This is a genomic window from Nostoc sp., from assembly GCF_036919895.1.
In the GTDB taxonomy this organism is placed as follows: Bacteria; Cyanobacteriota; Cyanobacteriia; order Cyanobacteriales; family Nostocaceae; genus Nostoc.
This window is the reverse complement of the sequence record NZ_JBALBW010000007.1, coordinates 1-14,458: the sequence shown is the minus strand read 5'-3', so window position 1 is coordinate 14,458 and position 14,458 is coordinate 1. Positions and strand designations below refer to the sequence as shown.

15 protein-coding genes and 3 tRNA genes are annotated in these 14,458 nt (G+C 39.9%); 11 read left to right on the top strand and 7 right to left on the bottom strand.

The features are described 5' to 3' along the window. Nucleotides 1-38: 38 nt before the first annotated feature. Nucleotides 39-989, top strand: a complete 951-nt coding sequence (locus V7K55_RS00920) for an L-lactate dehydrogenase (RefSeq protein ID WP_334827228.1) — start codon at nt 39-41, stop codon at nt 987-989. A gap of 58 nt (nt 990-1,047) precedes the next feature. Here V7K55_RS00920 and V7K55_RS00915 read toward each other — a convergent pair whose 3' ends face one another. Then, entirely contained in the window at nt 1,048-2,463 is a 1,416-nt protein-coding gene (locus V7K55_RS00915; protein ID WP_334827226.1) for an isochorismate synthase, read from the bottom strand. A 309-nt stretch (nt 2,464-2,772) separates the two neighbouring features. Here V7K55_RS00915 and menA point away from each other — a divergent pair, with 309 nt between their 5' ends. From menA to V7K55_RS00900, 3 genes are read left to right on the top strand one after another with little or no spacing between them, the layout of a single operon-like run. Continuing rightward, complete coding sequence (gene menA, locus V7K55_RS00910) at nt 2,773-3,669, top strand: 2-carboxy-1,4-naphthoquinone phytyltransferase (RefSeq protein ID WP_334827456.1); 897 nt, start codon at nt 2,773-2,775, stop codon at nt 3,667-3,669. Nucleotides 3,670-3,709: 40 nt separating this feature from the next. Continuing rightward, nucleotides 3,710-4,693 (top strand): o-succinylbenzoate synthase, encoded by a 984-nt coding sequence (locus tag V7K55_RS00905; RefSeq protein WP_334827224.1) that lies wholly within the window; start codon nt 3,710-3,712, stop codon nt 4,691-4,693. Further along, the gene (locus V7K55_RS00900; protein ID WP_334827222.1) at nt 4,678-6,066 is read left to right on the top strand and encodes a 2-succinylbenzoate--CoA ligase; all 1,389 of its coding nucleotides are present in this window, start codon (nt 4,678-4,680) and stop codon (nt 6,064-6,066) included. The genes V7K55_RS00905 and V7K55_RS00900 overlap by 16 nt, the downstream gene beginning before the upstream one ends. A 40-nt stretch (nt 6,067-6,106) precedes the next feature. Here the strand turns inward: V7K55_RS00900 and V7K55_RS00895 are convergent, their stop codons facing one another. Genes V7K55_RS00895 through V7K55_RS00885 form a run of 3 tightly spaced genes read right to left on the bottom strand, consistent with a single transcriptional unit; the run spans nt 6,107 to nt 7,291 of the window. Beyond that, entirely contained in the window at nt 6,107-6,550 is a 444-nt protein-coding gene (locus V7K55_RS00895) for an acyl-CoA thioesterase (protein WP_334827220.1), read from the bottom strand. 16 nt (nt 6,551-6,566) lie between these two features. Next, nucleotides 6,567-7,028, bottom strand: a complete 462-nt coding sequence (locus V7K55_RS00890) for a type II toxin-antitoxin system VapC family toxin (RefSeq protein WP_334827218.1) — start codon at nt 7,026-7,028, stop codon at nt 6,567-6,569. Continuing rightward, complete coding sequence (locus V7K55_RS00885) at nt 7,025-7,291, bottom strand: FitA-like ribbon-helix-helix domain-containing protein (protein WP_334827216.1); 267 nt, start codon at nt 7,289-7,291, stop codon at nt 7,025-7,027. Before V7K55_RS00885 ends, V7K55_RS00890 begins: the two co-directional genes overlap by 4 nt. A gap of 179 nt (nt 7,292-7,470) precedes the next feature. Here V7K55_RS00885 and V7K55_RS00880 point away from each other — a divergent pair, with 179 nt between their 5' ends. The 3 genes from V7K55_RS00880 to V7K55_RS00870 are packed head-to-tail and all read left to right on the top strand — an operon-like array spanning nt 7,471 to nt 9,752. Next, nucleotides 7,471-8,607, top strand: a complete 1,137-nt coding sequence (locus V7K55_RS00880) for a hypothetical protein (RefSeq protein WP_334827214.1) — start codon at nt 7,471-7,473, stop codon at nt 8,605-8,607. A gap of 4 nt (nt 8,608-8,611) precedes the next feature. Then, nucleotides 8,612-8,977, top strand: a complete 366-nt coding sequence (locus V7K55_RS00875) for a hypothetical protein (RefSeq protein ID WP_334827212.1) — start codon at nt 8,612-8,614, stop codon at nt 8,975-8,977. Between the two features lie 7 nt (nt 8,978-8,984). Then, the gene (locus V7K55_RS00870; RefSeq protein ID WP_334827210.1) at nt 8,985-9,752 is read left to right on the top strand and encodes a hypothetical protein; all 768 of its coding nucleotides are present in this window, start codon (nt 8,985-8,987) and stop codon (nt 9,750-9,752) included. A gap of 73 nt (nt 9,753-9,825) precedes the next feature. Here the strand turns inward: V7K55_RS00870 and V7K55_RS00865 are convergent. Together V7K55_RS00865 and V7K55_RS00860 are read right to left on the bottom strand one after the other, a co-directional pair. Continuing rightward, nucleotides 9,826-9,910, bottom strand: a tRNA-Ser gene (locus tag V7K55_RS00865). Nucleotides 9,911-10,010: 100 nt separating this feature from the next. Further along, entirely contained in the window at nt 10,011-10,940 is a 930-nt protein-coding gene (locus V7K55_RS00860; RefSeq protein ID WP_334827208.1) for a TIGR04168 family protein, read from the bottom strand. A gap of 149 nt (nt 10,941-11,089) precedes the next feature. Between V7K55_RS00860 and nadA the strand changes: the two genes are divergently transcribed. The 4 genes from nadA to V7K55_RS00840 all read left to right on the top strand — a co-directional run bounded on the left by nadA (nt 11,090) and on the right by V7K55_RS00840 (nt 13,249). After that, nucleotides 11,090-12,064 (top strand): quinolinate synthase NadA, encoded by a 975-nt coding sequence (nadA, locus tag V7K55_RS00855; protein WP_334827206.1) that lies wholly within the window; start codon nt 11,090-11,092, stop codon nt 12,062-12,064. Between the two features lie 123 nt (nt 12,065-12,187). Then, nucleotides 12,188-12,273: transfer RNA gene (locus tag V7K55_RS00850), tRNA-Tyr, on the top strand. Between the two features lie 88 nt (nt 12,274-12,361). Continuing rightward, nucleotides 12,362-12,433 (top strand) — tRNA-Thr (locus V7K55_RS00845). Between the two features lie 252 nt (nt 12,434-12,685). Then, entirely contained in the window at nt 12,686-13,249 is a 564-nt protein-coding gene (locus V7K55_RS00840; RefSeq protein ID WP_334827204.1) for a PmeII family type II restriction endonuclease, read from the top strand. A 427-nt stretch (nt 13,250-13,676) separates the two neighbouring features. On the opposite strand, the gene V7K55_RS00835 is transcribed toward V7K55_RS00840, so the two are convergent. Beyond that, nucleotides 13,677-13,937 carry a chlororespiratory reduction protein 7 gene (locus V7K55_RS00835; RefSeq protein WP_094331675.1) on the bottom strand — a complete coding sequence of 87 codons (261 nt, stop codon included), beginning with the start codon at nt 13,935-13,937 and terminating at the stop codon, nt 13,677-13,679. Nucleotides 13,938-14,458 lie beyond the last annotated feature (521 nt).

Sequence of the window (14,458 nt, the reverse complement as noted above, 5' to 3'; positions counted from 1 at the left end):
TCCTATAGTAAAGCCAGTTACAAAAAAGTAGATTTCGTATGAGTAGCAAAATAGCCAAGGTCGGTATTATTGGTGCGGGTAATGTGGGTGCAAATGTAGCAAATGATTTAGTGCTACTTGGTAAATGTGTAACAGTCGTCCTTTTTGACCGAACTTTATCAAAAGCTGAGGGGCAAGCATGGGATATTGAAGACACCATTCCCCTACTTAAAGACATGGAGATTATACCATCAAATCAGTATGAAGATTTAGCGGATTCTGATATCATTGTTGTGACTGTTGGGGTGCAGCAAAAAGAAGGACAGACCCGATTAGATACGTTGAGCGACAATGCACAGATCATGCGTTCGACGATGAAAGAATTGGATCGAGTTGCACCAAATTCAATCGTACTTATCGTTAGCAATCCAGTCGATGTACTAACACGGATTGCGATCGCCAGTTCCACTAGAGCAGAAAACCTAATTTTCGGTTCAGGAACCGTTCTTGATACTGCTAGACTTAGATATCAACTTGGTAAGCGATTGAACGTTAGTAAAAAAGACGTTCATGTTTATGTGATTGGAGAGCATGGAGACAGTGAATTTGTCGTTTGGTCTCGTGCATTTATTGGGGGAATTTTGTTAGCTGAATTTCCCTTACCACAAGGAGCAACGCTGGAAGAAATTCAGCAAGAGTACGCAGAGTTAACCCGTAAGCGAGGTTATAAAATTTCTGAACGTAAAGGAAATACTAGTTATGGCATATCAATAGTAGTTTGTCAGTTAGTTGATGCTATCCTGCGAGATGAAAAGCAAATATTTCCAGTATCGGTGAGAGCAGATTCTAACTATGGAGTTGGTAGTGAAGTTGTTCTTGGACTTCCATGTATCATTAGCTCCCAAGGTATTGAGCGCCAACTGGTGTTACCAAGAAATCCTGATGAACAACGTTTATTAGAAGAGTCAGCCGCCAAACTCAATGAAGCCTACAATTCTTTGGATAATTAAAATCAACTCACATAGGTGGTAAATATCTTTAGCTGGCATACAAGATTAGTAATTAACTTTAAACTAACGCTTTCAATAACGCCTGAAGTTTCAGTTGCACCTCTGCAAACTCCTTATCAGGATCGGAGCCAGCAACGATACCAGCACCAGCATACAATCTCGCGCGATCGCCATCAATCAATGCTGAACGAATTCCCACAATAAACTCGCAGTTACCCTGAGAATCTATCCAACCTAAAGGTGCAGCATACAAACCTCTCTCAAAGCTTTCGTAACGACGAATTTCGGCACAGGCTACATCTCGTGCTGCACCTGCAACGGCTGGTGTAGGATGCAATTGTCCGACAATTTTTAATGGGTGGATGTTCGCTGGAACTGTAGCACTTATTGGTGTCCATAAATGCTGGATGTTCGATAATTGTCGCAGCCGTGGTGCTAATATTTGTGGTGACAAACCTAGTTGGCGTAGGCGTTGGGTAATAAAATCAAGTACTAGCGAATGCTCATGCTTTTCTTTTTCACTATTTAGTAAGCGATTGGCATTAGCTGCATCTTCAGCAGGGGTTTTACCTCGCGGTGCAGAACCAGCCAAAGCATCCGTAATTAACTGTTGATTATTAATACTAATTAATCTTTCTGGACTTGCACCAATAAAGTTTTGTCCTTTGCCATTACTTGTAGAAAATATATAACAATTAGGATGTATTCTCCTAAGATTATTTAAGGATTTAATTAAGTCAAAATGATTGCTTGATTTTACATCTAATATATCTGCTAAGACAATCTTACTTAAATGACTAGACCTAATTTGTTCCAAAACAGATACTACTGAACGTTTAAACTGAGTCGCATTTGTGACAGATTTCTTGTAGAAGTTTGCCGGAAAACAATCAATATTAGCAGAGTAATATTCTAAGGATTGGATAAATTCAATTTTATTTTGCAGATTCTCCAACAACCTTTGAATATTTGTATTTTCATTAATAATTATATTTGTTACTAATATACAACGCTGATTTTTAACGGCTACTTGCCAACGCGGAAGAAAAATGGTAGCAGATGGAAACGGATAATCGACTTGGGCATTTTTATCAAAAAAGCTGAAATAAGAAAAAAAGTGAGGCCCAGAAAAAGGTTGATTAGCGTTACCAAAATTAATTATATTTTTTAGACAAGATTTGATAAAATATTCGGCTTGAGCAAAACGATCTGCACCATCAATCTGTAATTTTGCTACAGAATCAATTGCTGCGATCGCTTCTCCTTTAGCTCTATCCTCAAAGTAAAAATTTATTTCATTTGCTTGTGTAAGTCGATCCAATACAAGTAAAGGATCGACTAAATCGATCTCTTGAGAGACACTGACAATTTGCTTGTCATTATTTTGGAGGCACTTTTCTTGGACTGATAGTAGAAATTGATATAAATCTTTGCGCTCTAAAAACAAGTTGCTACGACATGGTGAAACTGTCATGGATCTAACGATAGTAAATTTTTTTTAAGTTACTTCCTAAAGTGTAATTAATCGTGGTCGTATTTTTACAGGTAACATATTAAGTTGCCATTTCACCAGCGTAGGGTTTGTCTTATTCGTGGTGTTATCAGACTATGATAAGACAGTTTAAGCCTGAGATTGCAATGTGAGGGTGAGTGTTAACAACACAAGGCTAACAAGCCATAGTAAAAGTGGCAGTTGTTTGTATATTTTCCATATCTAGCGTCTCTTTAAATCATAAAATCTAAAGTGTGAGTAATATTCCGGTAATTTAATTAATCACAGATGATGACTACCAAGCAAATTTTATATCCCAACACTAAGTTATGGATGGCAGCGATTAAACCGCCAATGTATAGCGTTGCCATTATGCCCATTTGGGTAGGAACAGCAGTGGCATTTGCTGAAACTAAAACTTTCAATAGTGTAGTATTTTCTACTTTTGTAGCTGCGGCAATCTTAATTCTTGCCTGGGAAAATATCAGTAATGATGTCTTTGATTCCGAAACAGGTATCGATCAAAACAAGCACCATTCTCTGGTGAACTTAACAGGCAATAAGCCACTAATATTTTGGATAGGAAATTTGTGTTTAGGCTTGGGGTTGCTGGGCATATTAGCGATCGCATTTTGGCAACATGACCTAACTGTGATCGGCATCATTCTACTATGCTGTGGTTTAGGCTACACCTACCAAGGGCCTCCCTTTCGCTTAGGATATCAGGGTTTAGGCGAGATTATTTGCTTTTTTGCCTTTGGCCCCTTAGCAGTAGAGGCAGCATATTACAGTCAGACTCAAACTTGGTCAATGACAAGTTTAGCAGCCTCAGTGATTGTCGGGATTGCCACAACCTTAATTTTATTTTGCTCACACTTTCACCAAGTTAAGGATGACATAGCGGCAGGGAAGCGATCGCCTATCGTCCGTCTAGGAACCCAAAAAGGGGCGCAACTCCTAGTTTGGTTTACTGCTAGCATTTATCCCCTCACCTTGCTATTTGTACTATTGGGGATTTCTCCAGCTTGGACGTTACTTAGTTGGGTGAGTTTACCCTTTGCTGTCAAATTATGTCGCCACGTCCAAGAAAATCACAACCAGCCGGACAAAGTTAGTAACTGTAAATTCATCGCTGTAGCCGTGCATTTCTGGGCTTGCTCGTTGTTCGGCTTGGGATTTATTCTCTAGGGAATTGGGAATTGGGAGAATCACTAATAAATCTTGACTAATGACTTATGGGTTTCAATTTCGTCCCTATCGGCGAAGGTTTTTGCGATCGCTGACTACCAATCATGGTAAATGGGATATTCGTGAAGGTATTATTCTTTGCCTTACAGATGAATCAGGTAAAGTTAGCTGGGGAGAAATCGCCCCTATAAGTTGGTTTGGTTCCGAAACCCTAGAACAAGCCTTAGATTTTTGTCGCCAACTTCCAGAAAAAATCACAAACGAGATAATTTTCTCCATCCCAGATGAGTTACCAGCTTGTCAATTTGGCTTTGAGTCAGCCTGTGGGAGCGAATTCTTTTCAATGCCCTATGCCCTATGCCCTATGCCCCACGCCCAATCTTTCAGTGCCTTACTACCAGCCGGGGAAGCGGCTTTAAATCAATGGGAAACTCTATGGAAACAAGGATATCGCACATTTAAGTGGAAAATTGGTGTGGATGCGATCGCTGATGAACTAGAAATTTTTGAGTTACTGATACACACCTTACCAGCCTCTACCAAACTGCGATTAGATGCCAACGGTGGACTCAGCTATGAAGAAGCTAACTTATGGCTGTGGACTTGCGACAACCTCAAGGCAAATCCAGAACTAGCTGTAGAAATTGAATTTATCGAACAACCGTTACCCGTTGAGCAATTTCAGCAGATGTTGGAATTGAGTAAGAGTTATGAAACTGCGATCGCTTTAGATGAATCTGTCGCCACACTTGGACAACTCGCCGCCTGTTATCAACAAGGTTGGCGAGGGATTTTTGTCATAAAGCCTGGAATAGCCGGATCACCATCTCGTCTGAGAAAGTTTTGTCAACAGCATCAAATTGATACTGTATTTTCATCAGTATTTGAAACTGCGATCGCAAGACAGGCAGCACTCCAACTAGCAGCAGAATTATCCCGAAATAATCGGGCAATTGGTTTTGGCATCGACCATTTTTTTGAACAAGAAGAAACGTGGTTTCAAAGCTTATGGAACGACCTTTAGACTGTCTTAATAACCTGGCTCAAGATGATTGGCTTATCGGTTATGACAGCAATCATTTTAATCAAATAGCTCAAGAATTATATTTAGAACTAACACAATTATCAGCGTCTGGAACACCACCAAAAATCATCTTAGCTGAACGTGAACCATTACGGTTTTTAGCAAGTTTTATTGCCGCTTGTGCAGCTAATTGTCCAGTTTTTCTGTGTAACCACGATTGGGGAACACAAGAATGGCAACAAGTCTTTGATTTAGTACAGCCAGATGTTATTTTGGGAATAGGGAATAGGGAATGGGGAATAGGAATAGGGAATGGAAATAATTACCAATGCCCAATGCCCAATCACATCATGATTTCTACAGGTGGTTCATCGGGACAGATGAAATTTGCCATCCATACTTGGGAAACTCTCACAGCATCTGTACAAGGATTTAGCGACTACTTTCAAATAAAGCAAGTCAATTCTTTTTGCGTTTTACCGCTATATCACGTTAGCGGTTTAATGCAATTTATGCGTTCTTTTACTACCGCAGGTAAACTAGCTATTCAACCATTTAAAACCGTAGAATTCGGTAATATATTAAATATAAAACAATCAGAATATTTCATATCTTTAGTACCAACACAATTACAACGCGTTCTACAAAATCCAGAATTAACCGAATGGCTATCTCAATTTAATACTGTACTTTTGGGAGGTGCGCCAGCATGGAACGAACTACTAGAAAAAGCCAGATTTCATCGCATCCGGTTAGCACCTACCTATGGCATGACAGAAACCGCCTCTCAAATTGCCACCCTCAAACCAGATGATTTTCTCGGCGGTAAAATTAGCAGTGGTCAAATTCTTCCCCATGCAAAAATAACTATTTGCAATCAGCAAGGCGAAATTTTAAATCCCAATCAAATCGGAAATATTACCATTGACGCTCAATCTTTAGCGCTTGGTTACTATCCGATAACCAGAGAAAATCAAACTGATTTCCAAATAGATGATTTAGGCTTTTTAGACAATCAAGGTCATTTAAATATTGTCGGACGTAACAGCGACAAAATTATTACAGGTGGAGAAAATATTTATCCAGCAGAGATTGAATCAGCTATACAAGCTACTCAAATGGTTGCCGATATTTGTGTCATCGGCATTCCAGATAAACACTGGGGACAAGCCCTAACAGCGATTTACATTCCCAAACAATCAGATACCTCTGCCTTAAAAATCCAAACCCTACTCAAAGACAAACTCAGTAAATTTAAAATCCCAAAATATTGGATTCCCCAACAAAGTCTACCTCGCAACCCCCAAGGTAAGATTAACCGCCAACAATTACAACAAATAGCCATAGAATTCCTGCAAAACCCCATCACATAATCTCTCTCAACCTTCTTATCTCCGCGCCGCGCCAGTTGCTTCAAGTCGAGGAACCCGCCCAACGCACTGGCTTCTCTGCGTCTCTGCGGTTCGTCTCCAACCACTGAATAATCTCATCAGCTAATTCCCGCTTACTTCTACTACTCACATCAATACAAACATGGCGAGTAATAGCCTTAGCAACTACCACCTCACCCACTGCAATTTCATAATTAATTTCAAACTTCTCAACACCTATTTTTTGGGGAATTAAACTAATCAGCAACTTGTCCCCAACAAACATAGGGCGCAAAAAATCGACACTAGCATGAACAATCGGAAACCCCACAGACGGATTAGTAAAAAAATCTTTGAGATGAATACTTGATGCTTCTAAAGATTCCTCATAAGCTTCATGGCAAATACCCAAAACATTAGCAAAATAAACTACCCCAGCAGCATCAGTATCTTGAAAGCGAACCGTGCGGTTATAAGTAAAAGGCATTTTTGATAATTGAATATTAAATCGACTCCAACGGCGGAACCTCGAAGTCATTAAACGAGGAAACATTGTAAGACGAACCAGCTAAAGCCTTTACCAGCTTGCCATCTAGAGTCAGCAAAGTAGCACCTATCTGCTGTGAAAGTGCTACATAAGAGCCATCATAGGCGGAGATTCCATAATTTAATGCGATCGCAACTGCATCTGCCATCAAATCAGCCGTAGACACAACACGCAACGGGAAGCTTTTGAGAGTTGCTAAATCTGCTGGTACATCAGCAACAGCATAAAGTCTGGCGCGGACATACTTCCAAATGATGTTGCCACACTCAATGTAAAACAGGTCTGGGACAAAGATTGCAGTTTGGGGATTGGCAAGATGAGCAAACAGTTGATTAACTTTTGGAGTTAGTGGATCGTCTGGTATAAATTGTTTAATAGCTAGACTTGCGTCTACAACACACCTGAGAGGGATAGTCATCTGTCTCGGTCTTCTCGGATTAACGCAGTACTATCAGGCCATTCGACATCAGTCTGACGACTCTCACGGCGAAGACGAATTTCCTCTAAAAGTTTTGGGACATTTTTTCGCTTTTCGTCTTCTGCTTGCTGTGCTTCAGTCTTCAAAGCTTGCTCTAACAGAGTTATAACTTGGGCGTTAATGGAACGGTGTTCAGATGCCGCTAACTCTTGCAGCTTTGCATACAAATCATCGGGTAAATTTCTTACATAAAGGGTAGCCATCGCTTTACCTCCAAGCAGGATTTATCCTTATGCTAGCACGATGCAAGCAAAGAAGAGAGGAGCGATCGGTTTTGAAATAAATATCAAAAGTAAATACCTAGAATAGACGCTATCCTAGTATGCTCTGAGTGCTAATATCACTTCCACTTAGTAAAATTGACCTCCTAACAAAAAATTCTATGAGCATTAAAGCTTTTGTGGATTATGGCTTCCCTTCTGGCAAAGATTTTTGCGTACAATTTTTGTCTAGTTGGGAGTTTAAGGCTGCAACCCTCAGAGAAATTGCTCCGTCAGTTGCGAGTAAGGAGAACAAAGAAAAAATAGCTTTACACATAGCTAATTCCCTTGAAAAAGGTGAACTTACTACAGATGAAGTTTTACTAGCGTATGTCAAGCAGCCAAGGATGTGGTTGAGCATCAAGCAAGGACAGAGTGCTTGTACACCTAGTTTAAAGTCGCCTGCTTTGCTATTAACAGAATTTGGTGAAGAGGGCTGGTATGGCCCACTTCAAGAGACTACGGGACTACAGAAATGGTATATTCGCACCTATAAGATTCCTGATTATGTCCGCAGGAAGACTGGTGAAACTAGCCAGTTTGAGGAATGTAATATTCGGTGGTCTGTTATTGCTGAGGTCGGGCATAATTATGTTGCTTTATCATGGGAAGGCTTCTCATTTACTCCACGCACTGATGAACACACAGAGAAATCAACACAGTTTCCTTTCTGGTTATATATTCCACCATTCTTCGATCAATTAGCTGATTATCTGCAAGGTCAATGGGTTTACCCCAATCTTCCTCGTTTAGTTCTTCATGAAATGTGGAATAAATATCTCAATAAATCTATCAATGATTTTCACTATAAATGGCAGCACTTGCGGATAAGAGCAGAATCTGCGGGGGTTGCTCTGAATGCTCATAGTTCTGGAGTGCAAGAAATTGATGCGAGTGGGTTACAGGCACTATCTCGACAATTAGCTGAATCTGCACTAGAGACACTTGGCTTTACAGATGATATGGAGAAAATCAGTAATGTTGAAAATGCCCTTTTACGTACTCTGCTCAAAGAATGGGGCACTAAATCTTATGAATTCAGTCTAGACAGAGAAGTCAATTTGAGGGAAGCTGACACTGAAGGTTCAAAAACCAAAGCCCAATTAGAAAAGCTTTTCAAAGCACATTGTTATTTTGGACTCAAACCCGGTTCTAAAACCCAAGATTCTCTTCAGCACCTAAAGTGCCATTCAGGATACTATGGAGGGAGTACGGGTGTACTAAAGTTTCTTCTAAGGGAACTTGGACTTCGAGGCTAAGGCAATGGTCAGCGTGATTTGTAAAGGACGTTTAGATTTCCTATCTGGTGAGCAAAGGGCTGAACTGAGTAGGCACTTTCAGAAACCATCAAAAACGGCTATGCCACACCAGCTTGCCGTCAGATTGGGATTGGAATACTTTGAAGCGCTTGCAGTCATAGCTGTTCTCGAAGCTGAGGGACTCTGTGAAAATCAGCTTCTCATTTATCATAACTGTGAGCCAGATGTGCCAGCAGGGGCAATTCCCTATGGTCAAGGCTTTCCCAATTTGCCTTGGGTTTGTCCATTTTGCGAAAAGAGTGTTGAAGACTACAATGAATTGTCCTTTGATATTATGGCAAAGTCTATGGATTCAATCGAATTTCTCTAATTAAGGTATGCCCAGTCAAGAAGAGTTAGTTCAATCAGCTCTCGATACTCTGGCACTTCTTAACAGAGACGACCCAGCATCAGATAAGTTAGCATCTTTTTTGTACACCGTAAAAGACCCAAGACTTTCAAAATATTTAGAACAACTCAAAGAATTTACACAACTGAAAAATCCTACACTTCCACAAAGTAAACAAGCTGGTGAGTTGCTTGAGCAAATTGTCTGTCTTGTCTTTCGTGGACTTCAAGGAGCTACAAGCTTCAAGAGCTTTCAGTCAGCAGGGCCTCAATACGACTTTCTAGTTAGTGGAGATCAACTAGCCTGGTTATATGTTTGTAATCAGCTCTATCTTAAAGAGAATCAAAGAGGCATAGTTGTTGAAGCAAAAGCAACCAAAGATCGCTTGCCTGACAAACAGTTTGCGCGACTATGCAGTATCTTAGACTTAAATCTCTCAAGCACAGTCGGACTGGGAATATTTTTTACACTGAACGGAGCAGCAGGCTTTCCTCAATCAGGTGATACTAGACAGAGAGCAATCAGTGACTGTAGATTACGTCAAGTAATTTTTCATGCTAAGACCCAAAAAAGAATAGTTGTCTTAGACAAAAATGACATTTTTGAGTTAGGTAAAAACGGTTCTTTAATTCAGATACTTGTTAGAAAAATCCGAGATTTAGACGAACTGAGCGGTCTTCCAACTACATCAGTTGAGCAAACCCAGGAAATAGATTTACCTGATCACTTAAAGCACTTATATAAGGATGTGATATGAAATTTTGTATCAACTTCCTGCTTAACTAATAAGCAATAGCTATTAATCAATATCTAATTCTCAAACTATTCAACGGAGAGGGGGAGATTCGAACTCCCGGAGGTTTTAGCCTCATCCGATTTCAAGTCGGACGCAATCGACCACTCTGCCACCTCTCCAGTAAATCTGTCAAACTCGTGCTTATCCTAGTTTCAGACGCTATTCAGGCGCTTTTGTTGGTTAGCACTAAACTTGACAGATAATACTATACCTTATTATCTACGCAGATTGCACTACCGGATTTGATCGCTCATACAAAATTTCCTCCTTAGCCACCTGAAAGTCATTCCCCACCCAAACTAGGGAAACTTGCGAAACCACACCCGCCTCTAGGGAGACAATGGAAAAGTTACGCAACTTCTCGCTGTCATTTTCCACAATCCTGGGGACACTAGCCGCATTTAAGTAAATTGTCCCCTCTGGACTTCTAAAGATGGGTTTGCGCTGCACCTTCTTGGTATGGCGTAAATCTCGGTGCATGTGACCAAATGTCACCAGGGGAATGGTTTTACCAGCAGTTAAGGCTTGAGAAATCGCCTCGCCCAAATCTGGATCGCCAAAGTCGCCGCCAATTGGATGCCAGTCTTTGCCGCAGGGGTCTTCGGGGCGATCGCCTAATCCACTAGGCCCGTTGTGTCCCAAAAATATAATTGTCTCGTAAGCGGCGCTTTTGACTGCTTTGAAAATGCGATCGGCGGATTCTTCCAAACTCGTCACACCGTAACGTTCTTGACAGATTTCCGCGAATTTCCACTCTGGGCCACCCCAGGTAAAGGGACGACCCCCCACTACAGTTAAATTCCAAGCGGGAAAATCCAGCTTCCCGTAACCGACATGGGACGAGCCTAATAAATCGAGTTGTTCCTGTACCCAGTCTTCCTTAGATCGGTCATAAGGAGCCTTTTTGCGTCCCCATTCGGTGGCGGTGTACCAGGCATCGTGGTTGCCCATCACGGCTGCTTTGGGAATATCGAGAGATGCGATCGCTCTGACCACTTCCACTGACTCGTTGCCAAAATCCCCGACAAACAGCACTAAGTCAACACCCAAATGCTTGAGTGCAACGCCATCTTCCACTTCCCATTGGTCGTGAATATCTCCAACTACAGCAATTTTGAGGTTTATCGATTGAGTTTTCTGACTGGTCATGCCACTTTCCTTGCCGTCTATCTCCAGGATATGAAACTCAGCCCGATTTGGACACAACCCCAAAATATCAACCGTCCACTATTTTTGGTAAAAACTACTATAATTGAATCCACAGGACATAAATTTGCAACATAAAGCACCCCTAAACTGTGTTTACTACTGCATTAGCTCAACGAGAAAAAACCCAACTGGGTGAACTACCACTAGATTTGTTTGCCGCCATTGAGAGTCTCAAAAAAGAACTCAACGCAGTTATCCTGGCACATTATTATCAAGAGCCAGATATTCAGGATATTGCCGATTTTATTGGGGATTCATTACAACTGGCAAGAGCCGCCGAAAAAACCAATGCGGATGTGATCGTCTTTGCTGGTGTTCACTTCATGGCAGAAACAGCAAAGATACTTAATCCCGATAAATTAGTACTTTTACCAGATTTGAATGCTGGTTGTTCTTTAGCAGACAGTTGTCCACCAGAGGCGTTTGCAGCTTTTAAGGCAGCGCATCCGAATCATCTGGTGGTGTCTTACATCAACTGCTCTGCTGATATCAAGGCGATGAGCGATATTATTTGTACCAGTTCCAACGCTGTGAAAATTGTGCAGCAGATACCGAAAGAACAGCCGATTATTTTTGCCCCCGATCGGAACTTGGGGCGGTATGTGATGGAACAAACTGGACGAGATTTGGTGCTATGGCAAGGTAGCTGTGTTGTCCATGAAACTTTTTCGGAAAAGAAAATTGTCCAGTTAAAAATTGCCCATCCCGAAGCAGAGGCGATCGCACACCCAGAATGTGAAAGTAGTGTATTGCGCCACGCCAGCTTTATTGGCTCCACAGCCGCCTTACTCAAATATTGTCAAAGCAGCCCTACCAAGGAATTTATCGTGGCGACAGAGCCGGGAATAATTCACCAAATGCAAAAATTAGCTCCTGACAAGCGTTTTATTCCTGCACCGCCGATAAATAACTGTGCTTGTAACGAATGTCCGTTTATGCGGTTAAACACCCTAGAAAAGCTCTACTGGGCAATGAAAAATCGCACTCCCGAAATTACCATGTCAGAGGATATTCGCCTTGCTGCACTGCGACCAATGCAACGAATGCTGGAGATGAGCGTGTAACCAGTATTTTTATTCAGATGGTAGAGACGCAATTTTGTTGCCATCTCTACCCATAAGTTATTTTTTCTAATCACTTGCTATTTCTAAAAGGTGGTGCTAAGATTTTGAATCGTGAGACAAATCGGGTCGGTGTCCGAGTGGTTAATGGAGACGGACTGTAAATCCGTTGGCTAGCGCCTACGCTGGTTCAAATCCAGCCCGGCCCACCACTTACGAAGTTATAAGTTATAATGTCTGGGTAAGCATCAAAAACTCCCAGCATTATAATTTCTAGCTGAAAAATCAGAATGATATTTTGCCCGTGTGGCTCAGTGGTAGAGCACACCCTTGGTAAGGGTGAGGTCACGAGTTCAATCCTCGTCACGGGCTTTGATTATCGAAAATCAAAGTTTTTATTTAAAATTAACTTTGAAACATACTAATCTTTTTAATAGCTTACGAAACTTTGTTGCTTTATTTTTATGCATTGAGTCTAAAAATCATGCTATTAATAAGTTTCTAATATTTTGTATGTACTACAAAAATGAGTTTAAGTATTTCCCCAGAAATATCTACAATTTCAGACCCAAATGAATCTGCTCCAAATTTAGAGGAGTGGCGTAATAAAATTATCCTTGGTGATTGTTTGGATATTCTACAATCTATGTATCTCAATCTTTATATGGTGGTTTTAAATCTAATTTTAAAAGTGTAGATTTAGAATTTGAAAGAGATGGTATTTATTATATAGTAGGAATAAAATCTGGAATTAATTGGGCTAATTCTGACCAGATAGCCGCAATGAAAAGTAATTTTAAAATTGCAAAACAAAATTTAAGACAACAAGGTGTTACTAATGAGATTATTGCAGTAAATGGCTGCATGTATGGAAGAGAGACTGTGCATTTAAAAAATAATATAGATATTGAAAAAGTTTATTACAAATATGCTGGTCAAGATTTTTGGTATTTTATATCTAATGACGATAATCTTTATCAAGAAATAATTGTACCAATTGATGAAAAAGCAAAAGAGAGAGATGAAAAATTTAAATCTGCGTATGCTGCGAAAGTTAATGAAATGACTCAAGAATTTATACTCAATTTTATGACAAATAATCAAATTGATTGGGTTAAGCTGATTGATTATGTATCTAAACGAGGAAAATTTGAACTAGATAACTCTATACAAACTAGTTTATTTTAATTTAATGGTAAAATACAGGACTACTATTTGATTTTTGAACAGACACGTAGGTGCGTTAGCGACAACGTAACGCACCCTACAAATACTTAATTTTGTTCAAAAATCAAACCGGATTCCTATATTATCCTTCTTCTGTCACTCTCGGAAAACAAGAATCGAATCCAGAATCTTGAGCTTTAATTTAACCAAGATGCGAGGCTTTATTTCCCAACATAAATAAAAAATTTTAGGCGAACAGTGAAAAGCAAAGCTCCAAAAAGCTTTCAGCGATTTGTTTCTCACACTCTGAAAGAATAGTTCTATTAGGTAAGAAAGAATCTGGATACAAAGCTGCTTAAAAATCTATCAATCATTTCATCGCGGAAGTGGCTTACCTTAACACAAGCTTTTTTGATTTTATCAACAGCATCAAACATTGACTAAAAAGTTACTTTTCTAAACGAACTGCATACCATTGCAAATATTGCCCAGTACCGATATCTAATTCGCAACTTGTGTCTAGTAAATACTGTGCTTGAGCTTCAAAAGTGTCAAATTTTTGCACATCAGGTGGTAAGTCTTGACTTGTGAGCTTTTGGAGAGTTGTTTTAAGTTTCTCTAATAACTCTGGCTGTGTTAAAAACTGTTCTTGTTGATTTGTTTCTAGAACAACAAAATTATCTTGGTGATACATTAATGGATCTGGCATTTTTAAGGATTTGGTAAACGTAAATAGATTTTGATTGTTTTGTAAGAACTTATGGTTGTTGGCGGAGCAAAAAAAATGGCGATTTTATATAGTGTCTGTAAACTAGTTATAGTATCTAGTTGTTCAAGATATTAATCTGCATTTAGTATGTTTATCTAATTTTAGCTAATAAATTGCTGTTTTTAAGAATTAAAACCATATACAGCACTTCCTGCTCCTATGAGGTACAAATATTTTGAATGCTATTAGCACAGACAAACGGTAATTCGGTCAATTAGTGTACCTCCTAACTTCGGGAAGTGCTGTATAGGACTAATATTTGATTTTTGAAAAGATACGTAGGGTGTGTTAGCGTCAGCATAACGCACCAAAACCTTGGAATCAGGTGCGTTACGGCTTACGCCTAACACACGCTACATATACTTAGATTTTTGAAAAAGATTACGAGATAATAGGGATGAGTGTACAAGTGTAAGAACAGACAATGATAAATCAGCATCTACAAACGGCAACACTACCTG